Origin of the sequence: Pseudomonas sp. KBS0707 (genome assembly GCF_005937945.2) — a bacterium.
Lineage (GTDB): Bacteria > Pseudomonadota > Gammaproteobacteria > Pseudomonadales > Pseudomonadaceae > Aquipseudomonas > Aquipseudomonas amygdali.
Window position 1 is genome coordinate 5,145,360 of the sequence record NZ_CP041754.1, and the last position, 20,892, is coordinate 5,166,251.

General features: G+C 55.1%; 21 protein-coding genes. All 21 read right to left on the bottom strand.

From position 1 onward, the window contains the following. Position 1: 1 nt before the first annotated feature. A complete protein-coding gene (gene rpmC / locus FFH21_RS24545) occupies positions 2 to 193 on the bottom strand; it encodes a 50S ribosomal protein L29 (protein WP_002555481.1) in 192 nt (63 codons plus the stop codon). Then, the gene (rplP, locus tag FFH21_RS24550; RefSeq protein ID WP_002555482.1) at positions 193 to 606 is read right to left on the bottom strand and encodes a 50S ribosomal protein L16; all 414 of its coding nucleotides are present in this window, start codon (positions 604 to 606) and stop codon (positions 193 to 195) included. The genes rpmC and rplP overlap by 1 nt, the downstream gene beginning before the upstream one ends. 12 nt (positions 607 to 618) lie before the next feature. Next, complete coding sequence (gene rpsC, locus FFH21_RS24555; RefSeq protein ID WP_003176422.1) at positions 619 to 1,305, bottom strand: 30S ribosomal protein S3; 687 nt, start codon at positions 1,303 to 1,305, stop codon at positions 619 to 621. Positions 1,306 to 1,318: 13 nt separating this feature from the next. Next, the gene (gene rplV, locus FFH21_RS24560) at positions 1,319 to 1,651 is read right to left on the bottom strand and encodes a 50S ribosomal protein L22 (protein WP_002555485.1); all 333 of its coding nucleotides are present in this window, start codon (positions 1,649 to 1,651) and stop codon (positions 1,319 to 1,321) included. A gap of 13 nt (positions 1,652 to 1,664) precedes the next feature. Next, positions 1,665 to 1,940, bottom strand: a complete 276-nt coding sequence (rpsS, locus tag FFH21_RS24565; RefSeq protein ID WP_002555486.1) for a 30S ribosomal protein S19 — start codon at positions 1,938 to 1,940, stop codon at positions 1,665 to 1,667. 16 nt (positions 1,941 to 1,956) lie between these two features. Next, entirely contained in the window at positions 1,957 to 2,781 is an 825-nt protein-coding gene (rplB, locus tag FFH21_RS24570) for a 50S ribosomal protein L2 (protein ID WP_003317104.1), read from the bottom strand. Between the two features lie 14 nt (positions 2,782 to 2,795). After that, on the bottom strand, positions 2,796 to 3,095 hold the full coding sequence (rplW, locus tag FFH21_RS24575; protein ID WP_011169628.1) for a 50S ribosomal protein L23: 300 nt from the start codon (positions 3,093 to 3,095) through the stop codon (positions 2,796 to 2,798). After that, positions 3,092 to 3,694, bottom strand: a complete 603-nt coding sequence (rplD, locus tag FFH21_RS24580; protein WP_004658289.1) for a 50S ribosomal protein L4 — start codon at positions 3,692 to 3,694, stop codon at positions 3,092 to 3,094. Before rplD ends, rplW begins: the two co-directional genes overlap by 4 nt. 12 nt (positions 3,695 to 3,706) lie before the next feature. Beyond that, positions 3,707 to 4,342: a 50S ribosomal protein L3 gene (gene rplC / locus FFH21_RS24585; RefSeq protein WP_002555490.1), complete on the bottom strand. Its 636-nt coding sequence runs from the start codon at positions 4,340 to 4,342 to the stop codon at positions 3,707 to 3,709. Positions 4,343 to 4,423: 81 nt separating this feature from the next. Further along, on the bottom strand, positions 4,424 to 4,735 hold the full coding sequence (gene rpsJ, locus FFH21_RS24590; protein WP_002555491.1) for a 30S ribosomal protein S10: 312 nt from the start codon (positions 4,733 to 4,735) through the stop codon (positions 4,424 to 4,426). Positions 4,736 to 4,876: 141 nt separating this feature from the next. Then, positions 4,877 to 6,070: an elongation factor Tu gene (gene tuf, locus FFH21_RS24595; protein WP_004658287.1), complete on the bottom strand. Its 1,194-nt coding sequence runs from the start codon at positions 6,068 to 6,070 to the stop codon at positions 4,877 to 4,879. 31 nt (positions 6,071 to 6,101) lie between these two features. After that, complete coding sequence (gene fusA / locus FFH21_RS24600) at positions 6,102 to 8,207, bottom strand: elongation factor G (protein ID WP_004666356.1); 2,106 nt, start codon at positions 8,205 to 8,207, stop codon at positions 6,102 to 6,104. A 30-nt stretch (positions 8,208 to 8,237) separates the two neighbouring features. Then, positions 8,238 to 8,708 carry a 30S ribosomal protein S7 gene (rpsG, locus tag FFH21_RS24605; protein ID WP_002555493.1) on the bottom strand — a complete coding sequence of 157 codons (471 nt, stop codon included), beginning with the start codon at positions 8,706 to 8,708 and terminating at the stop codon, positions 8,238 to 8,240. A gap of 122 nt (positions 8,709 to 8,830) precedes the next feature. Next, positions 8,831 to 9,202: a 30S ribosomal protein S12 gene (rpsL, locus tag FFH21_RS24610; protein WP_002555494.1), complete on the bottom strand. Its 372-nt coding sequence runs from the start codon at positions 9,200 to 9,202 to the stop codon at positions 8,831 to 8,833. A 198-nt stretch (positions 9,203 to 9,400) separates the two neighbouring features. Next, positions 9,401 to 13,600: a DNA-directed RNA polymerase subunit beta' gene (rpoC, locus tag FFH21_RS24615; protein ID WP_002555495.1), complete on the bottom strand. Its 4,200-nt coding sequence runs from the start codon at positions 13,598 to 13,600 to the stop codon at positions 9,401 to 9,403. A gap of 64 nt (positions 13,601 to 13,664) precedes the next feature. Beyond that, positions 13,665 to 17,738, bottom strand: coding sequence for a DNA-directed RNA polymerase subunit beta (gene rpoB / locus FFH21_RS24620; RefSeq protein ID WP_011169631.1), 4,074 nt, complete (start codon positions 17,736 to 17,738; stop codon positions 13,665 to 13,667). A 221-nt stretch (positions 17,739 to 17,959) separates the two neighbouring features. Beyond that, on the bottom strand, positions 17,960 to 18,325 hold the full coding sequence (rplL, locus tag FFH21_RS24625) for a 50S ribosomal protein L7/L12 (RefSeq protein WP_002555497.1): 366 nt from the start codon (positions 18,323 to 18,325) through the stop codon (positions 17,960 to 17,962). Between the two features lie 79 nt (positions 18,326 to 18,404). Then, entirely contained in the window at positions 18,405 to 18,905 is a 501-nt protein-coding gene (gene rplJ / locus FFH21_RS24630) for a 50S ribosomal protein L10 (RefSeq protein ID WP_002555498.1), read from the bottom strand. Between the two features lie 201 nt (positions 18,906 to 19,106). Beyond that, positions 19,107 to 19,802: a 50S ribosomal protein L1 gene (gene rplA, locus FFH21_RS24635; protein ID WP_002555499.1), complete on the bottom strand. Its 696-nt coding sequence runs from the start codon at positions 19,800 to 19,802 to the stop codon at positions 19,107 to 19,109. Beyond that, the gene (gene rplK, locus FFH21_RS24640) at positions 19,802 to 20,233 is read right to left on the bottom strand and encodes a 50S ribosomal protein L11 (protein ID WP_002555500.1); all 432 of its coding nucleotides are present in this window, start codon (positions 20,231 to 20,233) and stop codon (positions 19,802 to 19,804) included. Before rplK ends, rplA begins: the two co-directional genes overlap by 1 nt. Positions 20,234 to 20,351: 118 nt before the next feature. After that, the gene (gene nusG / locus FFH21_RS24645; RefSeq protein ID WP_002555501.1) at positions 20,352 to 20,885 is read right to left on the bottom strand and encodes a transcription termination/antitermination protein NusG; all 534 of its coding nucleotides are present in this window, start codon (positions 20,883 to 20,885) and stop codon (positions 20,352 to 20,354) included. Positions 20,886 to 20,892: the final 7 nt, after the last annotated feature.

A 20,892-nucleotide genomic window follows, 5' to 3' on the forward strand; every position in this document is an offset into this window, starting at 1 on the left:
ATTACTTACCTGCCTGCTGGTTGAGCACAGTTTTCACGCGAGCGATGTCACGCTTAACTTGCGAGAGCAGATGAGACTGCCCCAACTGGCCAGTTGCTTTCTGCATACGCAGATTGAACTGGTCGCGCAGCAGGCCGAGCAGTTGCTCGTTCAGCTGCTGTGCTGATTTTTCACGAAGTTCATTCGCTTTCATCACATCACCGTCCGCTTAACAAAGGAGGTGGCGAGCGGCAGCTTTGCAGCAGCCAGGGCGAAAGCCTCACGCGCCAGCTCTTCAGTAACACCCTCGATTTCATACAGGACTTTGCCTGGCTGAATCTGGGCAACCCAGTACTCCACGTTACCCTTACCTTTACCCATCCGAACTTCGAGTGGCTTTTTGGTAACAGGCTTGTCCGGGAACACACGAATCCAGATCTTGCCGCCACGTTTAACGTGACGGGTCAGAGCACGACGCGCTGACTCGATTTGACGAGCGGTGAGACGACCACGAGCAACAGACTTCAGCGCGAACTCGCCGAAGCTGACTTTGCTACCGCGCAGTGCCAGACCACGGTTGTGGCCGGTCATCTGCTTGCGGAACTTCGTACGCTTTGGTTGCAACATTTGGCGTACCCCTTACTTAGCAGCTTTTTTACGAGGCGCTGGTGCTTGTGGTTTCAGTTCTTCTTGGCGACCACCAATTACTTCGCCTTTGAAGATCCAAACCTTTACACCGATCACACCGTAAGTGGTGTGAGCTTCGTAGTTGGCATAGTCGATGTCGGCACGCAGGGTGTGCAGTGGCACACGACCTTCGCGATACCATTCAGTACGTGCGATTTCAGCACCGCCGAGACGACCGCTCACTTGGATTTTGATGCCTTTGGCACCAATGCGCATGGCGTTCTGAACAGCGCGCTTCATAGCGCGACGGAACATTACACGACGCTCCAGCTGCTGAGCTACGCTCTGCGCAACCAGCATACCGTCGAGCTCCGGCTTACGGATCTCTTCGATATTGATGTGCACAGGCACACCCATTTGCTTGGTCAGGTCCTGACGCAGTTTCTCAACATCTTCACCTTTCTTCCCGATAACGATACCTGGACGAGCGGTGTGGATGGTGATACGTGCTGTCTGAGCCGGACGATGGATATCGATACGGCTGACGGACGCGCTTTTTAATTTGTCTTGGAGGTACTCACGCACTTTCAGATCAGCGAACAAATAGTCCGCATAAGTCCGACCGTCTGCGTACCAGACGGAGGTGTGCTCCTTGACGATTCCCAGGCGAATGCCAATGGGATGTACTTTCTGACCCATCTCTTCGACTCCGTTACTTGTCAGCAACCTTGACAGTGATATGGCAAGACCGCTTGACGATGCGATCAGCACGGCCTTTAGCACGTGGCATGATGCGCTTCAGCGAACGCCCTTCGTTGACGAAAACGGTGGAGACCTTAAGGTCATCAACGTCTGCGCCTTCGTTATGCTCGGCGTTGGCTACAGCCGACTCCAGCACTTTCTTCAGGATCTCGGCGGCTTTCTTACTGCTGAAAGCCAACAGGTTGAGCGCTTCGCCCACCTTCTTCCCGCGGATCTGGTCGGCGACCAAGCGGGCTTTCTGGGCGGAGATTCGAGCGCCCGACAACTTAGCGGCTACTTCCATCGTTCCTTACCCCTTAACGCTTGGCTTTCTTGTCTGCCACGTGCCCACGATATGTGCGGGTACCGGCAAACTCGCCTAGTTTATGGCCGACCATGTCTTCGTTCACGAGAACTGGAACATGTTGACGACCGTTATGCACTGCAATGGTCAGACCGACCATTTGTGGCAGGATCATCGAACGACGCGACCAGGTTTTAACTGGTTTGCGATCGTTCTTTTCCGCCGCCACTTCGATCTTCTTCAGTAGGTGAAGATCAATAAAAGGACCTTTTTTCAGAGAACGTGGCACTGTCGTATCCCTCTATTTACTTGCGACGACGGACGATCATTTTGTCGGTACGCTTATTACCACGAGTCTTCGCGCCCTTAGTCGGGAAGCCCCACGGCGATACCGGATGACGACCACCAGAGGTACGACCTTCACCACCACCATGTGGGTGGTCAACCGGGTTCATGGCAACACCACGAACGGTTGGGCGAACGCCACGCCAGCGTTTGGCACCAGCTTTACCCAGCGAACGAAGGCTGTGCTCGGAGTTCGAGACTTCGCCCAGCGTTGCACGGCACTCAGACAGTACTTTACGCATTTCACCGGAGCGAAGACGCAGGGTTACGTACACGCCTTCACGAGCGATCAGCTGTGCCGAGGCACCAGCGGAACGAGCGATCTGTGCGCCTTTACCTGGCTTCAGTTCGATGCCGTGTACGGTGCTACCAACTGGAATGTTGCGCAGTTGAAGAGCGTTACCCGGCTTGATTGGTGCCAGAGCACCTGCAATCAGCTGGTCGCCAGCACTCACGCCTTTAGGGGCGATGATGTAGCGGCGCTCGCCGTCTGCGTAAAGCAGCAGAGCAATGTGAGCAGTACGGTTTGGATCGTATTCGATACGCTCGACGGTGGCAGCGATGCCATCCTTGTCGTTGCGACGGAAGTCGACCAGACGATAATGCTGCTTATGGCCACCACCGATATGACGGGTAGTAATACGACCATTGTTGTTACGACCACCAGACTTCGATTTTTTCTCGAGCAGCGGTGCGTGAGGAGCGCCTTTATGCAGCTCCTGGTTGACCACCTTGACCACAAAACGGCGGCCAGGGGAAGTCGGTTTGCATTTAACGATTGCCATGATGCACCCCTTCCTTACTCAGCACTGCTGCTGAAATCGAGATCTTGGCCTGGCTGAAGGGAGATAACTGCCTTCTTCCAGTCATTACGCTTGCCCAGACCGCGAGCAGTGCGCTTGCTCTTACCCAGAACGTTCAGGGTAGTAACACGCTCTACTTGCACGCTGAACAGGCTTTCGACGGCCTTCTTGATTTCCAGCTTGGTTGCGTCAGTAGCAACCTTGAAAACGAACTGACCTTTTTTGTCTGCAAGAACCGTAGCCTTTTCGGAAACGTGCGGGCCAAGCAGAACTTTAAATACGCGTTCCTGGTTCATCCCAGCAGCTCCTCGAATTTCTTCACGGCCGACACGGTGATCAACACCTTGTCGTATGCGATCAGACTAACTGGATCGGAACCTTGAACATCACGTACATCAACGTGTGGCAGGTTACGAGCAGCCAGGTACAGATTCTGGTCAACAGCGTCAGACACGATCAGGACGTCAGTCAGGCCCATGCCAGTCAGCTTGCTCAGCAGATCTTTGGTTTTCGGTGCTTCAACAGCGAAGTCCTGAACCACGACCAGACGATCAGTACGAACCAGTTCAGCAAGGATGGAGCGCAAAGCAGCGCGATACATCTTCTTGTTGAGCTTCTGAGTGTGATCCTGAGGACGAGCTGCGAAAGTGGTACCGCCGCCACGCCAGATTGGGCTACGGATAGTACCGGCACGAGCACGGCCAGTACCTTTCTGACGCCAAGGGCGCTTACCGCCACCACGAACGTCGGAACGGGTCTTTTGCTGCTTGCTGCCCTGACGACCGCCAGCCATGTAGGCCACGACTGCCTGGTGAACCAGCGTCTCGTTGAATTCGCCGCCAAATGTCAGTTCGGAAACTTCGATTGCCTGAGCGTCATTTACATTTAATTGCATGTCAGCTTCCCCTTAACCGCGAGCCTTGGCTGCCGGACGTACAACCAGGTTGCCGCCAGTAGCGCCAGGAACAGCACCCTTGACCAACAACAGATTGCGTTCAGCGTCCACGCGCACTACTTCCAGGGACTGCACGGTCACGCGCTCAGCGCCCATATGACCGGACATTTTTTTGCCCTTGAATACACGACCAGGAGTCTGGCACTGGCCGATAGAGCCTGGGACGCGGTGGGAGACGGAGTTACCGTGGGTATTGTCTTGACCACGGAAATTCCAACGCTTGATCGTACCCTGGAAGCCTTTACCCTTGGACTGACCGGTTACATCAACCAGTTGACCAGCGGCGAAGATTTCAGCGTTGATCTGATCGCCAGCCTGGTAGTCGCCTTCTTCAAGACGGAATTCCATGACAGTACGACCGGCGGCAACGTTCGCCTTAGCGAAGTGGCCAGCCTGAGCGGCTGTAACACGCGAAGCGCGACGCTCGCCGACAGTGACTTGCACTGCACGATAGCCATCGGTTTCTTCGGTTTTGAACTGAGTGACGCGATTCGGCTCGATCTCAATGACCGTGACCGGAATGGAGACACCTTCTTCGGTGAAAATACGGGTCATACCGCATTTACGACCGACTACACCAATAGTCATGTTGTAAACCTCATGAGTGTACGGGGCTTTCACCCGCTATGGCCGCCCATTTCAGAGCGTTACACGACTAAGACCCAAGTCTTAGCCGAGGCTGATCTGAACTTCCACACCGGCCGCAAGATCAAGCTTCATAAGCGCATCAACGGTTTTTTCCGTTGGCTGAACAATGTCCAGAACACGCTTGTGGGTACGGATCTCATACTGATCGCGCGCGTCTTTGTTGACGTGCGGAGAAACCAGAACGGTGAACCGCTCTTTACGAGTCGGCAGTGGAATCGGACCACGCACCTGTGCACCAGTACGTTTCGCGGTTTCCACGATTTCCTGGGTTGATTGGTCGATCAGGCGATGGTCAAAAGCCTTCAACCTGATACGGATTTGCTGGTTTTGCATTGGATTCAGACTCCAGATTGCTGTTCCCACCGAGCGCAATACGCCCGTTAAAAGGAGGCGCAATTCTATAGACGACCTCACTATGTGTCAACCCAATAAAAAAGCCCCCGCGTTGCGGGGGCTCTTTTAAGGAATCAACGCTTACGCGATGATTTTGGCCACGACGCCAGCGCCGACGGTACGACCGCCTTCACGGATTGCGAAACGCAGACCGTCTTCCATTGCGATTGGCTTGATCAGGGTAACGGAAACTTTAACGTTATCACCTGGCATAACCATTTCTACGCCTTCCGGCAGTTCGCAGCTACCAGTTACGTCGGTAGTACGGAAGTAGAACTGCGGACGGTAGCCTTTGAAGAACGGAGTGTGACGACCGCCTTCTTCTTTGCTCAGAACGTAGATTTCAGCTTCGAACTGAGTGTGCGGCTTGACGGTGCCTGGCTTGACCAGAACCTGGCCACGCTCAACGTCGTCACGCTTGGTACCACGCAGCAGAACGCCGCAGTTCTCGCCAGCACGACCTTCGTCGAGCAGTTTGCGGAACATTTCAACACCGGTGCAGGTGGTGACGGTAGTGTCACGCAGACCAACGATTTCCAGTGGATCCTGAACCTTGACGATACCGCGCTCAACACGACCAGTCACAACAGTACCGCGACCGGAGATCGAGAACACGTCTTCGATTGGCATCAGGAATGGCTTGTCGGTCAGACGAACTGGCTCTGGAATGTAGCTGTCCAGTGTTTCAACCAGTTTACGAACGGCAGTGGTGCCCATTTCGTTGTCGTCTTTGCCTTCCAGAGCCATACGAGCAGAACCGATGATGATCGGAGTGTCGTCGCCCGGGAAATCGTAAGTGCTCAGCAGATCGCGCACTTCCATCTCAACCAGTTCCAGCAGCTCAGCGTCGTCTACCAGGTCAGCCTTGTTCAGGAAGACCACGATGTACGGAACGCCTACCTGACGGGACAGCAGGATGTGCTCACGAGTTTGTGGCATCGGACCATCAGCAGCCGAACAAACCAGGATAGCGCCGTCCATCTGGGCAGCACCGGTGATCATGTTCTTCACGTAGTCAGCGTGACCTGGGCAGTCAACGTGAGCGTAGTGACGGGTCAGCGAGTTGTATTCAACGTGCGCAGTGTTGATGGTGATACCACGAGCTTTTTCTTCCGGTGCGCTGTCGATCTTGTCGAAGTCAACACGAGCCGAACCGAAAACTTCGGAGCAGACGCGAGTCAGAGCAGCGGTCAGCGTGGTTTTACCGTGGTCAACGTGACCAATGGTGCCAACGTTGACGTGCGGGAGGGAACGATCAAATTTTTCTTTAGCCACGACAAATAACTCCTAGCCTAAAGGCGCTGAATCAGCCTTGTTTTTTGGTTACAGTTTCGACGATATGCGACGGAGCTGTATTGTATTTTTTGAATTCCATAGAGTAGCTTGCGCGACCTTGGGACATGGAGCGAACGTCGGTCGCATAACCGAACATCTCACCCAACGGAACCTCGGCACGAATTACTTTGCCGGAAACCGTATCTTCCATACCCAGGATCATGCCGCGACGACGGTTAAGGTCGCCCATCACGTCACCCATATAGTCTTCAGGCGTAACAACCTCTACCGCCATGATCGGCTCAAGCAACTCACCACCGCCCTTCTGGGCCAGTTGCTTGGTCGCCATGGAAGCAGCCACCTTAAACGCCATCTCGTTCGAGTCGACGTCATGGTAGGAACCATCAAACACGGTAGCCTTCAGGCCGATCAGCGGATAGCCGGCAACAACGCCGTTCTTCATCTGCTCTTCGATACCCTTCTGGATAGCCGGGATGTATTCCTTGGGAACAACACCACCTACCACTTCGTTTACGAATTGCAGACCTTCCTGACCTTCGTCAGCAGGTGCAAAACGGATCCAGCAGTGACCGAACTGGCCACGACCGCCGGATTGACGAACGAACTTGCCTTCGATTTCACAATTCTTCGTGATGCGCTCACGATAGGAAACCTGAGGCTTGCCGATGTTGGCTTCGACGTTGAACTCACGGCGCATCCGGTCAACCAGGATGTCCAGGTGCAGCTCGCCCATGCCAGAGATGATCGTTTGACCAGTCTCTTCATCAGTCTTGACGCGGAAAGAAGGGTCTTCCTGAGCAAGTTTGCCCAGAGCGATACCCATTTTTTCCTGGTCATCCTTGGTTTTTGGCTCAACGGCAACCGAAATAACCGGCTCCGGGAAGTCCATGCGAACCAGGATGATTGGCTTGTCAGCGTTGCACAAGGTTTCACCAGTGGTGACGTCCTTCATGCCGATCAAGGCCGCGATGTCACCAGCGCGAACTTCCTTGATTTCTTCGCGGGCGTTTGCGTGCATTTGCACCATACGACCCACACGCTCTTTCTTGCCTTTCACCGAGTTGATCACGCCGTCGCCGGATGCCAACACGCCCGAGTAAACGCGGACGAAAGTCAAGGTACCCACGAATGGGTCGGTAGCGATCTTGAACGCCAAAGCCGAGAACGGCTCGTTGTCGTCTGCATGACGCTCCATCAGGACTTCTTCGTTATCAGGATCGGAACCCTTGATAGCTGGAATGTCGGTCGGAGCCGGCAGGTAGTCGATCACGGCGTCGAGAACCAGGGGAACACCCTTGTTCTTGAAGGAAGAACCGCAAACAGCAAGAACGATCTCACCAGCGATAGTACGCTGACGCAGAGCGGCCTTGATTTCCTCGTTGGTGAGCTCTTCACCTTCGAGGTATTTGTTCATCAGCTCTTCGCTGGCTTCGGCAGCAGCCTCAACCATGTTGCTGCGCCACTCGTCAGCCAGTTCCTGCAATTCAGCAGGGATAGGCTCACGACGTGGAACCATACCCTTGTCGGCATCGTTCCAGTAAACAGCTTCCATGGACATCAGATCGATCTGACCCTGGAAGTTGTCTTCGGCACCAATGGCCAACTGGATCGGCACCGGGGTGTGACCCAGACGCTGCTTGATCTGAGCGATTACGCGCAGAAAGTTTGCACCAGCACGGTCCATCTTGTTCACGTAAACGATACGTGGAACACCGTACTTGTTGGCCTGACGCCATACGGTTTCGGACTGCGGCTCTACGCCGGAAGTGCCACAGAACACAACGACCGCGCCGTCGAGTACACGCAGGGAGCGCTCAACTTCAATGGTGAAGTCAACGTGGCCCGGGGTGTCAATAACGTTGAAACGGTATTGGTCTTTGTGTTGCTTCTCGGAACCCTGCCAGAAGGCAGTAATAGCAGCAGAAGTAATGGTAATACCACGCTCCTGCTCCTGAACCATCCAGTCCGTGGTCGCGGCGCCGTCATGCACCTCGCCCATTTTGTGGCTTTTGCCGGTGTAAAAAAGGACGCGCTCGGTGGTGGTGGTTTTACCAGCATCCACGTGAGCAACGATACCAATGTTACGGTAGCGGCCAATCGGAGTAGTACGAGCCATAAAGCCCTCGCAAAATTAGTGACGCTGAAATTAGAAGCGGTAGTGCGAGAAAGCCTTGTTGGCCTCAGCCATACGGTGCACGTCTTCACGCTTCTTGACCGCAGCACCTTTACCTTCGGCGGCGTCCAGCAGTTCGCCAGCCAAACGCAGCGCCATTGACTTCTCACCGCGCTTGCGCGCGAAGTCTACCAGCCAACGCATTGCCAGAGCATTACGACGGGACGGACGAACTTCGACAGGAACCTGGTAAGTAGCACCGCCTACACGGCGCGACTTTACTTCGACCAGCGGAGCGATGGCGTCGAGAGCTTTCTCGAAGATTTCCAGGGGGTCGCTGTTCTTGCGTTCTTTAACCTTTTCCAGCGCGCCATAAACGATACGCTCGGCAACGGCTTTCTTGCCGCTTTCCATAACGTGGTTCATGAACTTGGCCAGGATCTGGCTGCCGTATTTTGGATCGTCAAGCACTTCGCGCTTGGCTGCTACGCGTCTTCTTGGCATGGATAAGCCCTCAAACGGTCTTCAGGTTAGCTCGGGACCACCATCCTGCAAGGGATGCGCCCGACCTTACTCTTATCGACTCAGAAAAATAGAAATCTGCAATTTCACACAGAAGCCAAAAACTACTTAGGCTTCTTGGTACCGTATTTCGAGCGACCCTGGTTACGGCCTTTAACGCCGGAAGTATCCAGAGAACCACGAACGGTGTGATAACGAACACCTGGCAAGTCTTTTACACGACCGCCACGGATCAGTACCACGCTGTGCTCTTGCAGGTTGTGACCTTCACCACCGATGTACGAGGAAACCTCGAAACCGTTGGTCAGGCGCACACGGCAGACTTTACGCAATGCCGAGTTAGGTTTTTTCGGCGTGGTGGTATACACACGAGTGCACACACCGCGACGTTGCGGGCAGTTCTGCAGCGCAGGCACGTCGGATTTCTCGACGATACGCTTACGCGGCTGACGTACCAGCTGGTTGATAGTTGCCATCTACTAGCTCCACTGTTGTCTTGCGACGCTATTGTCTTACAAGAAAAGCAAATGACAGGGCACAAGCCCCGCCAAATTTAGGGGTACAAGAGTCTAAAGAGGATCCCGTCCCCAGTCAAGACAAAGCCCCGACATCCTCAAGAGGCAAACAACACGAAAACGTGCTGTCTGCCAGATGAAAATGCCGAGGCTTTAGTCTCAATTACCGCTGGAGTTCAACGCTTCAGTCAGAGCGGCTTCTACTTCGCTCGCGCTGACACGGGTCGGCTTGTCCATTTCACGACGACGCTTGCGCTCGCTGTGATAAGCCAGACCGGTACCGGCCGGGATCAGACGACCCACAACCACGTTTTCCTTCAGGCCGCGCAGATAATCGCGCTTGCCAGTCACAGCCGCCTCGGTCAGCACGCGGGTTGTCTCCTGGAAGGAGGCCGCGGAGATGAACGACTCGGTGGACAGCGATGCCTTGGTGATACCCAGCAACACGCGAGTGAACTTGGAGACAAACTTGTCTTCCGTGCTCAGACGCTCGTTTTCTACCAGTACGTGAGTCAATTCCATCTGGTCGCCCTTGATGAAACTGGAATCGCCAGACTCGGCAATTTCAACCTTGCGCAACATCTGACGCAGAATCGTCTCGATGTGCTTGTCGTTGATCTTCACGCCTTGCAGACGGTATACATCCTGAATCTCGTTGACGATGTACTTGGCCAGCGCACTCACACCCAGCAGACGCAGGATGTCGTGTGGATCGCTAGGACCGTCGGAGATAACTTCGCCGCGGTTCACTTGTTCGCCTTCGAAGACGTTCAGGTGACGCCACTTCGGAATCAGCTCTTCGTACGGATCGCTACCGTCGTTCGGGGTAATGACCAGACGGCGCTTGCCCTTGGTCTCTTTACCGAATGCGATGGTACCGCTGACTTCTGCAAGGATCGACGCCTCTTTCGGACGACGGGCTTCGAACAGGTCGGCAACACGCGGCAGACCACCGGTGATGTCACGAGTCTTCGAAGTTTCCTGCGGAATACGAGCGATAACATCACCGATCGCGATCTGCGCACCGTCAGCCACACCGACCAGGGCGTTGGCCGGCAGGAAGTACTGAGCAGGTACGTCAGTACCCGGCAACAGCAGATCCTTGCCATCCAGACCGACCATCTTCACAGCAGGACGGATGTCCTTGCCGGCAGCCGGACGGTCTTTGGCGTCAAGCACTTCAATGTTGGTCATACCGGTCAATTCGTCTGTCTGACGCTTGATCGTGATGCCTTCTTCCATGCCGACGTAGGTAACAGTACCTTTCATCTCGGTGACGATTGGGTGAGTGTGCGGATCCCACTTGGCCACGATCGAACCAGCGTCGACCTTGTCGCCTTCCTTCACCGAAATCACTGCACCGTATGGCAGCTTGTAACGCTCACGCTCGCGACCGAAGTCATCAGCGATGGCCAGTTCACCGGAGCGGGATACCGCAACCAAGTGACCGTCAACACGCTCAACGTGCTTCAGGTTGTGAAGACGGACAGTACCGCCATTCTTCACCTGAACGCTGTCGGCTGCCGAGGTCCGGCTTGCCGCACCACCAATGTGGAACGTACGCATTGTCAGCTGGGTACCCGGCTCACCGATCGACTGTGCAGCGATTACGCCGACAGCTTCACCGATGTTAACCTGGTGACCGCGAGCCAGGTCGCGACCGTAGCACTTGGCACAGATGCCGTAGCGCGTTTCACAGCTGATTGGCGAGCGAACGATCACTTCGTCGATGCTGTTCAGCTCGATGAACTCGACCCACTTCTCGTCTACCAGTGTGCCAGCAGGAACGATGACGTCTTCTGTGCCCGGCTTGAACACGTCACGGGCGATAACCCGACCCAGTACGCGCTCACCCAGCGGCTCTACAACGTCACCGCCTTCAATGTGCGGAGTCATCAGCAGACCGTGCTCGGTACCGCAATCCACCTCGGTAACGACCAGATCCTGAGCAACGTCTACCAGACGGCGAGTCAGATAACCGGAGTTAGCGGTTTTCAGTGCGGTATCCGCAAGACCCTTACGAGCACCGTGAGTGGAGATGAAGTACTGAAGTACGCTCAAACCTTCACGGAAGTTCGCAGTGATCGGCGTTTCGATGATGGAACCGTCAGGCTTGGCCATCAGACCACGCATACCAGCCAACTGACGAATCTGGGCAGCAGAACCACGCGCACCGGAGTCAGCCATCATGTACATCGAGTTGAAGGATTCCTGGTCAACTTCGACGCCATGACGATCGATGACCTTCTCTTTCGAGAGGTTCGACATCATTGCCTTGGACACTTCGTCGTTGGCCTTGGACCAGAGGTCGATCACCTTGTTGTACTTCTCGCCCTGGGTTACCAGGCCGGAGGCGTACTGACTTTCGATCTCTTTAACTTCTTCGGTGGCCGCGTCGATGATGCGAGCTTTTTCATCCGGGATAACGAAGTCGTTAACGCCGATGGAAACACCCGAAATGGTCGAGTATGCAAAACCGGTGTACATCAACTGGTCAGCGAAGATCACGGTCTCTTTCAAACCAACCACGCGGTAGCACTGGTTGATCAGCTTGGAGATCGCCTTCTTCTTCATAGGCTGGTTGACGACGTCGTAGGACAGGCCGGCCGGAACCACCTGGAACAGCAGCGCACGGCCGACAGTGGTGTCGACGATACGGGTGTTCTTGACGCTGCCACCGTCACGGTCGTTGACCGTTTCGTGGATACGAACCTTGACCTTGGCATGCAGAGCCGCTTCGCCGGCGCGGAATACGCGGTCGACTTCCTGCAGGTCCGCAAACACACGACCTTCGCCCTTGGCGTTGATCGCTTCACGAGTCATGTAATACAGACCCAGTACAACGTCCTGCGAAGGAACGATGATTGGCTCACCGTTGGCTGGCGACAGAATGTTGTTGGTCGACATCATCAGTGCACGCGCTTCGAGCTGGGCTTCCAGCGTCAAAGGTACGTGAACGGCCATCTGGTCGCCGTCGAAGTCGGCGTTGTACGCAGCACAGACCAGCGGATGCAGCTGAATAGCCTTACCTTCGATCAGTACTGGTTCAAACGCCTGGATGCCCAGACGGTGAAGCGTTGGCGCGCGGTTCAGAAGCACCGGGTGTTCGCGAATTACTTCAGCAAGAACGTCCCAGACCTCTGGCAGCTCGCGCTCGACCATCTTCTTGGCAGCTTTGATAGTCGTGGCCAGGCCACGCATTTCCAGCTTGCCGAAGATGAACGGCTTGAACAGCTCGAGAGCCATTTTTTTCGGCAGACCGCACTGGTGCAGACGCAGGGTCGGACCTACGGTAATTACCGAACGGCCCGAGTAGTCAACGCGCTTACCAAGCAAGTTCTGACGGAAACGACCCTGCTTACCCTTGATCATGTCAGCCAGGGACTTCAGAGGACGCTTGTTCGAACCCGTGATCGCACGACCGCGACGACCGTTGTCGAGCAGCGCATCGACCGCTTCCTGCAGCATGCGCTTTTCGTTGCGCACGATGATGTCGGGAGCAGACAGATCCAGCAGACGCTTCAGACGGTTGTTACGGTTGATCACTCGACGATACAGATCGTTGAGGTCGGACGTCGCGAAACGGCCACCGTCAAGCGGAACCAGAGGACGCAGATCTGGCGGCAGAACCGGCAGAACGGTCAGCACCATCCACTCAGGGAGGTTGCCGGAACCCTGGAAGGCTTCCATCAATTTCAGACGCTTGGACAGCTTCTTGATTTTGGTTTCGGAATTGGTTTGCGGAATTTCTTCACGCAGACGGCCAATTTCGTGCTCCAGATCGATAGCGTGCAGCAGTTCGCGGACAGCCTCGGCACCCATGCGGGCGTCGAAGTCATCACCGAACTCTTCGAGGGCTTCGAAGTATTGCTCGTCGTTCAGCAGCTGACCTTTTTCAAGGGTAGTCATGCCTGGATCGATAACGACATAGCTCTCGAAGTAGAGAACACGTTCGATATCACGCAGGGTCATGTCCATCAGCAAACCGATACGGGACGGCAGCGATTTCAGGAACCAGATGTGAGCAACCGGCGAAGCCAGCTCGATGTGAGCCATGCGCTCGCGACGAACCTTGGCCAGTGCTACTTCAACACCGCATTTTTCGCAGATGACACCACGGTGCTTCAGGCGCTTGTACTTACCGCACAGGCACTCGTAATCTTTTACCGGGCCAAAGATCTTGGCGCAGAACAGACCGTCACGCTCAGGCTTGAACGTACGGTAGTTGATGGTTTCCGGCTTTTTAACTTCACCAAACGACCAAGAGCGGATCATCTCAGGCGATGCAAGTCCGATACGGATTGCGTCGAACTCTTCGACTTGACCCTGGTTTTTCAGCAAATTCAGTAGGTCTTTCAAGGCTTTTCCTCCTGGCGGAGCAGGGAGCAGGCAATACCGCCCTGCCCCCGATTCGCGTCACGTGTTATTCGGTTTCCAGATCGATATCGATACCGAGCGAACGGATTTCTTTGATCAACACGTTGAAAGACTCGGGCATGCCCGGCTCCATACGGTGATCGCCGTCCACGATGTTTTTGTACATCTTGGTACGACCGTTCACATCGTCCGACTTCACTGTGAGCATTTCCTGCAGAGTGTACGCCGCGCCGTATGCTTCCAGCGCCCACACTTCCATCTCCCCGAAACGCTGACCACCGAACTGTGCCTTACCACCCAGCGGCTGCTGGGTAACCAGGCTGTACGAACCAGTGGAACGCGCGTGCATCTTGTCGTCCACCAAGTGGTTCAGCTTCAGCATGTACATGTAGCCAACCGTTACAGCACGTTCAAACTTGTTGCCGGTACGACCGTCGAACAGCTGCATCTGGCCGCTTTCCGGCATATCTGCCAGCTTGAGCATTGCCTTGATTTCGCTTTCCTTGGCACCGTCGAAAACCGGGGTAGCCATCGGTACGCCGTTACGCAGGTTCTTCGCGAGGTCCAGAATCTCGTTGTCGGTGAGGTCTTCCAGAGACTCCTGACGACCGCCGATTTCGTTATAGATCTCGTTGAGGAACTTACGCAGCTCAGCAACTTTACGCTGCTCTTCAAGCATGCGGTTGATCTTCTCGCCCAGACCTTTAGCCGCGAGGCCCAGGTGAGTTTCGAGAATCTGACCAACGTTCATACGCGAAGGTACGCCCAGCGGGTTGAGGACGATATCCACCGGCGTGCCATTGGCATCGTGCGGCATGTCTTCAACCGGCATGATCACGGAGACCACACCCTTGTTACCGTGACGACCGGCCATCTTGTCGCCCGGCTGGATGCGACGACGGATTGCCAGGTAGACCTTGACGATTTTCAGAACGCCTGGAGCCAGGTCATCGCCTTGCTGCAGTTTGCGTTTCTTGTCTTCGAACTTGTCATCCAGAAGACGGCGACGATCAACGATGTAGGCCTGAGCTTTCTCAAGCTGCTCATTCAGAGCATCTTCAGCCATGCGCAGTTTGAACCACTGACCATGCTCAAGACCATCAAGCACTTCGTTGGTGATTTCCTGACCTTTCTTGAGGCCAGCACCGCCTTCGGCTACACGACCCACCAGCGCAGAGCGCAGACGTTCGAAAGTAGCGCCTTCGACAATACGGAACTCTTCGTTCAGATCCTTACGGATCTCGTCGAGTTGCGACTTCTCGATGGACAGGGCACGCGCATCACGCTCGACGCCATCACGGGTGAAGACCTGAACGTCAATGACAGTACCCTTGGTGCCGGTCGGCACGCGCAGGGAAGTATCTTTAACGTCGCTGGCTTTCTCACCGAAAATCGCGCGCAACAGTTTTTCTTCCGGAGTCAGCTGGGTCTCGCCTTTCGGAGTGACCTTGCCCACCAGGATGTCACCAGCGCCAACTTCGGCACCTACATAAACAATACCGGCTTCGTCCAGCTTGTTCAGAGCCGCTTCACCCACGTTCGGGATGTCGGCGGTGATCTCTTCAGGCCCAAGCTTGGTGTCACGAGCCACACAGGTCAGTTCCTGAATGTGGATCGTTGTGAAGCGGTCTTCCTGAACAACACGCTCGGAGAGGCAGATGGAGTCTTCGAAGTTGAAACCGTTCCAGGCCATGAACGCGATGCGCATGTTCTGACCCAGAGCCAGCTCACCCATATCGGTGGACGGACCGTCGGCCATGATGTCGCTACGCTGAACACGGTCACCCTTGCTGACCAGCGGACGCTGGTTGATGCAGGTGTTCTGGTTCGAACGGGTGTATTTGGTCAGGTTGTAGATATCTACACCTGCTTCACCTGTTTCTACTTCGTCATCGGCAACGCGAACAACGATACGGCTGGCGTCGACAGAGTCGATCACGCCGCCACGACGAGCCACGACGCAAACGCCGGAGTCGCGAGCAACGTTGCGCTCCATGCCAGTACCTACCAGCGGCTTGTCGGCACGCAGGGTCGGTACAGCCTGACGCTGCATGTTCGAACCCATCAATGCGCGGTTGGCGTCATCGTGCTCGAGGAACGGGATCAGCGATGCGGCTACCGACACAACCTGCTTGGGCGAAACGTCCATCAGGGTGACATCGGCTGGTGCCTTGACGGTGAATTCGTTCAAGTGACGCACAGCAACCAGCTCGTCGATCAGCTCTTGCTTGTCGTTCATTGCAGCCGAAGCCTGAGCAATGACGTGGTCCGCTTCTTCGATCGCCGAAAGGAAGACGATTTCTTCGGTGACCAGACCTTCCTTGACCACACGGTACGGGCTCTCGAGGAAGCCGTACTGGTTGGTGCGGGCATAGGCCGCCAGGGAGTTGATCAGACCGATGTTCGGACCTTCAGGCGTCTCGATCGGGCAAACACGGCCGTAGTGAGTCGGGTGAACGTCTCGAACTTCAAAGCCAGCCCGCTCACGAGTCAGACCGCCAGGGCCGAGTGCAGAAACACGGCGCTTGAGAGTGATCTCGGACAGCGGGTTGTTCTGGTCCATGAACTGGGAAAGCTGGCTGGAACCGAAGAATTCCTTGACCGCCGCCGCAACAGGCTTGGCGTTGATCAGATCCTGAGGCATCAGGCCTTCGCTTTCTGCCATGGACAGGCGCTCTTTGACAGCGCGCTCGACACGGACCAGACCAACACGGAACTGGTTCTCGGCCATCTCGCCAACGCAACGAACGCGACGGTTACCGAGGTGGTCGATGTCATCGACGATGCCTTTGCCGTTACGGATGTCAACGAGGGTCTTGAGGACCGCTACGATGTCTTCCTTGCACAACACACCCGAACCTTCGATTTCGGTACGACCGATACGGCGGTTGAACTTCATCCGACCTACAGCAGACAGGTCATAACGCTCAGGACTGAAGAACAGGTTGTTGAACAGCGTTTCGGCTGCATCCTTGGTTGGCGGCTCGCCAGGACGCATCATGCGATAGATCTCGACCAGCGCTTCCAGTTGGTTGCTGGTGGAGTCGATCTTCAGCGTGTCAGAGACGAACGGACCGCAGTCGATATCGTTGGTGTACAACGTCTCGATGCGAACGACCTGAGCCTTGGCGATCTTGGCCAGGATTTCAGTGTTCAGCTCGGTGTTGCACTCGGCAATGATCTCACCGGTTGCCGGATGCACGATGACCTTGGCAGTAGTACGACCCAGGACGTAGTCCAGAGGTACTTCCAGCTCTTTGATCCCGGCTTTTTCCAGCTGGTTGATGTGACGAGCGGTAATACGGCGACCCTGCTCGACAATGACCTTGCCCTTGTCGTCCAGAATATCCAGAACGGCAATTTCACCACGCAGGCGCTGAGGCACCAGTTCCAGGCTCAGGTTTTCGCCGCGCACATGGAATACGTTGGTGGTGTAGAAAGCATCAAGCACTTGCTCGGTGGTATAACCCAGAGCGCGCAGAAGTACGGACGCAGGCAGCTTGCGACGACGGTCGATACGGACGAATACGCAGTCTTTGGGATCGAACTCGAAGTCCAGCCACGAACCGCGGTAAGGAATGATACGAGCGGAGTAAAGCAGCTTACCGGAGCTGTGCGTCTTGCCACGGTCGTGGTCGAAGAATACGCCAGGCGAGCGGTGAAGCTGAGACACGATAACGCGCTCGGTGCCATTGATTACAAAGGTACCGTTTTCAGTCATCAGGGGGATTTCACCCATGTAGACTTCTTGCTCTTTGATGTCCTTGATCGCTTTGTTCGACGATTCTTTGTCGAAAATGATCAGACGGACCTTGACCCGCAGAGGTACTGCGTAAGTCACACCGCGCAGCACGCATTCCTTGACATCAAATGCCGGTTCGCCCAAGCGATAACCTACATACTCCAGCGCAGCATTGCCGGAGTAGCTGATGATCGGGAAAACGGATTTGAAGGCTGCATGCAGACCGACGTCGCGGAACTGATCTTTGGTCGCTCCCGCCTGCAGGAATTCGCGATACGAATCCAGCTGGATGGCCAAGAGATACGGCACATCCATTACGTCCGGCAACTTGCTAAAGTCCTTGCGGATACGTTTTTTCTCAGTATATGAGTAAGCCATCAGCGTTCCCCAGCTTGGTCACCTGCTTGTTTGGCTCCCTCCCGACGGAAGCAGCCAGAAAATCTTGCAAACCCCTTGGTTTGCGCCACCGCCATCGGTGGATACAGCACATTACAAACGTTGACAGCGCCAATCGTCTATAACGGAAAAAGGCCGGTGGCAAAAGCCACCAGCCATCAGCCTTTCGCTAATCGCGTGGGCTGGACACTCAAAGTCGATGCTTATTTCAGCTCGACTTTAGCGCCTGCTTCTTCCAGAGTAGCTTTGGCTTTGTCAGCTGCGTCTTTGGCAACAGCTTCCAGAACCATCGCTGGCGCGCCGTCAACGACTGCCTTGGCTTCTTTCAGGCCCAGACCGGTCAGTTCACGTACTGCCTTGATCACGTTAACTTTCTTCTCGCCAGCTTCCAGCAGCATGACGTTGAATTCAGTTTGTTCTTCAACAACAGCAGCAGCAACAGCTGGACCAGCCGAACCGGCAGCAGCGGTAACGCCGAACTTCTCTTCGAACGCCTTGATCAGCTCTACAACCTGCAGAACGGACATTTCAGCTACGGCGTTAAGGATATCGTCTTGAGAGATGGACATGACTCAATTTCCTGAATTGGGGGACGGCCTACGCGACCATCAAAATAAACAAAAATACGCGAAAAGATCTGACTCAGCCTTAGGCTGCAGCTGCTTCTTTTTGGTCGCGAACAGCCGCCAGAGTACGAGCCAACTTGCTGGTAGCGCCTTGAATCACGCTCATCAGCTGAGAAATTGCTTCGTTACGGGTCGGCAGGCTTGCCAGTACATCGATCTGATTAGCTGCGAGGAACTTGCCCTCGAACGCAGCTGCCTTGATCTCGAACTTGTCCTGACCTTTGGCGAATTCCTTGAACAGACGGGCAGCAGCGCCAGGATGTTCGTTGGAGAACGCAATCAAGGTCGGGCCAGTGAACACGTCGTTGAGGACACTGAATTCAGTGTCAGCAACAGCGCGCTTGAGCAGGGTGTTACGTACAACACGTACGTAAACGCCAGCTTCACGAGCCTCTTTACGGAGTCCGGTCATAGCGCCGACCGTCACACCACGGGCATCAGCCACGACAGCGGACAGACCAGCTTTGGCAGCCTCGTTGACTTCAGCGACGATGGCCTTCTTGTCTTCGAGTTTAATTGCCACGGGTTTAACTCCTGCTTGTTACCGTTTCATCCGACCGGAGTCAGATGTCGTTTTGGTGTCTGATTCGGTAAGGAACCGGGAGCACCATCTGCGTAGGCTTGAGGTTTAAGACTTGCGTCGCCTACGGTCTTGGATAGCCCCCGCCAGGCAGGGACCCCAATCTTTCAAACGGTACGGCGTCAAAACCGCACCGCTTCTGTCTTACGCTTCCAACGAACCCTGGTCGATGACCAGGCCTGGGCCCATAGTGGTGCTCAGGGTGATGCGCTTGACGTAAATACCTTTCGAAGAAGCAGGCTTGATACGCTTAAGGTCAGCGATCAGGGCTTCAACGTTTTCCTTCAGCTTGACAGCGTCGAAACCGACCTTGCCAACGGAAGTGTGTATGATGCCGTTTTTGTCGGTGCGATAACGAACCTGACCAGCCTTGGCGTTCTTGACGGCGTTAGCCACGTCAGGAGTAACGGTGCCGACTTTCGGGTTAGGCATCAGACCACGAGGACCGAGAACCTGACCCAACTGACCCACAACGCGCATTGCGTCCGGGGAAGCGATAACGACGTCATAGTTCAGATCGCCCGCTTTCATTTCAGCAGCCAGATCGTCCATACCAACGCGATCAGCACCGGCAGCCAGAGCAGCTTCAGCAGCAGGGCCCTGAGTGAACACTGCAACGCGTACAGTTTTACCAGTGCCGTGCGGCAGTACGGTAGCGCTACGAACAACCTGGTCGGACTTACGAGGATCGACACCCAGGTTAACAGCAACGTCTACAGACTCGCTGAACTTGACGGTCGACAGCTCGGTCAGCAGGGCTGCGGCGTCTACGAAATTGTAAGACTTACCAGCTTCGATCTTGCTGGCGATTGCCTTTTGACGCTTGGTCAGCTTAGCCATTACACACCCTCCACGTTAAGGCCCATGCTACGAGCGGAACCGGCGATAGTACGCACGGCCGCTTCCATGTCAGCTGCAGTCAGATCCGCGTTTTTTGCTTTAGCGATATCTTCCAGCTGAGCACGAGTCACGGTGCCAACTTTAACGGTGTTCGGGCGAGCCGAGCCGCTGGTCAAGCCTGCAGCTTTCTTCAGCAGAACCGATGCAGGGGTACTTTTTGTTTCGAAAGTGAAGCTACGGTCGCTGTATACAGTGATGATCACTGGAGTCGGCAAGCCAGGCTCAATACCCTGAGTACGGGCGTTGAACGCTTTGCAGAATTCCATGATGTTCACACCGTGCTGACCCAGAGCAGGACCAACTGGCGGGCTTGGGTTAGCCTGAGCGGCTTTCACTTGCAGCTTGATGTATGCGGTTATCTTCTTGGCCATGAGGCACTCCAATTACGGGTTCAAGCGCCAATAAAGGCTCCCCGGTTACTTACGCGTATATCCCAGTGACGAAAAAACCCCACAGCCATGGGCTGCGGGGTATGGGATTCCAGCTCAGTTATGCCTTTTCGACCTGACTGAACTCTAGCTCTACCGGGGTAGAGCGTCCGAAAATGAGCACCGCCACTTGAATCCGGCTCTTTTCGTAGTTAACTTCTTCAACCGTGCCATTGAAATCGGCGAACGGACCGTCGGTGACACGAACAACCTCACCCGGCTCGAACAGCGTTTTCGGCTTCGGCTTGTCGCTACCATCAGCAACGCGACGCAGAATTGCTTCTGCCTCTTTGTCAGTGATCGGAGCAGGCTTATCTGCGGTACCGCCGATGAAGCCCATGACACGCGGGGTGTCCTTGACCAAGTGCCAAGTACCCTCATTCATGTCCATCTGAACAAGCACATAACCTGGGAAGAACTTGCGTTCGCTTTTGCGCTTCTGGCCATTACGCATTTCAACCACTTCTTCAGTGGGAACCAGAATTTCGCCGAAGCCATCTTCCATGCCTGCCAGCTTCACACGCTCGATCAACGAGCGCATGACATGCTTCTCGTAACCCGAGTAAGCATGCACTACGTACCAACGCTTAGCCACGGGACAC

Bases quoted from the DNA above. Each gene is read 5' to 3' on its own strand.
- rpsC (WP_003176422.1), bottom strand. From the start codon at position 1,305: ATGGGTCAGAAAGTACATCCCATTGGCATTCGCCTGGGAATCGTCAAG.
- rplP (WP_002555482.1), bottom strand. From the start codon at position 606: ATGTTGCAACCAAAGCGTACGAAGTTCCGCAAGCAGATGACCGGCCAC.
- rplC (WP_002555490.1), bottom strand. From the start codon at position 4,342: ATGACTATTGGTGTAGTCGGTCGTAAATGCGGTATGACCCGTATTTTC.
- rpsJ (WP_002555491.1), bottom strand. From the start codon at position 4,735: ATGCAAAACCAGCAAATCCGTATCAGGTTGAAGGCTTTTGACCATCGC.
- rplA (WP_002555499.1), bottom strand. From the start codon at position 19,802: ATGGCTAAGCTGACCAAGCGTCAAAAGGCAATCGCCAGCAAGATCGAA.
- rpsG (WP_002555493.1), bottom strand. From the start codon at position 8,708: ATGCCAAGAAGACGCGTAGCAGCCAAGCGCGAAGTGCTTGACGATCCA.
- rplD (WP_004658289.1), bottom strand. From the start codon at position 3,694: ATGCAATTAAATGTAAATGACGCTCAGGCAATCGAAGTTTCCGAACTG.
- rpoB (WP_011169631.1), bottom strand. From the start codon at position 17,738: ATGGCTTACTCATATACTGAGAAAAAACGTATCCGCAAGGACTTTAGC.
- fusA (WP_004666356.1), bottom strand. From the start codon at position 8,207: ATGGCTCGTACTACTCCGATTGGCCGCTACCGTAACATTGGTATCGTT.
- rpsL (WP_002555494.1), bottom strand. From the start codon at position 9,202: ATGGCAACTATCAACCAGCTGGTACGTCAGCCGCGTAAGCGTATCGTC.
- rplL (WP_002555497.1), bottom strand. From the start codon at position 18,325: ATGTCCATCTCTCAAGACGATATCCTTAACGCCGTAGCTGAAATGTCC.
- rplK (WP_002555500.1), bottom strand. From the start codon at position 20,233: ATGGCCAAGAAGATAACCGCATACATCAAGCTGCAAGTGAAAGCCGCT.
- rplV (WP_002555485.1), bottom strand. From the start codon at position 1,651: ATGGAAGTAGCCGCTAAGTTGTCGGGCGCTCGAATCTCCGCCCAGAAA.
- rpmC (WP_002555481.1), bottom strand. From the start codon at position 193: ATGAAAGCGAATGAACTTCGTGAAAAATCAGCACAGCAGCTGAACGAG.
- rplW (WP_011169628.1), bottom strand. From the start codon at position 3,095: ATGAACCAGGAACGCGTATTTAAAGTTCTGCTTGGCCCGCACGTTTCC.
- rplB (WP_003317104.1), bottom strand. From the start codon at position 2,781: ATGGCAATCGTTAAATGCAAACCGACTTCCCCTGGCCGCCGTTTTGTG.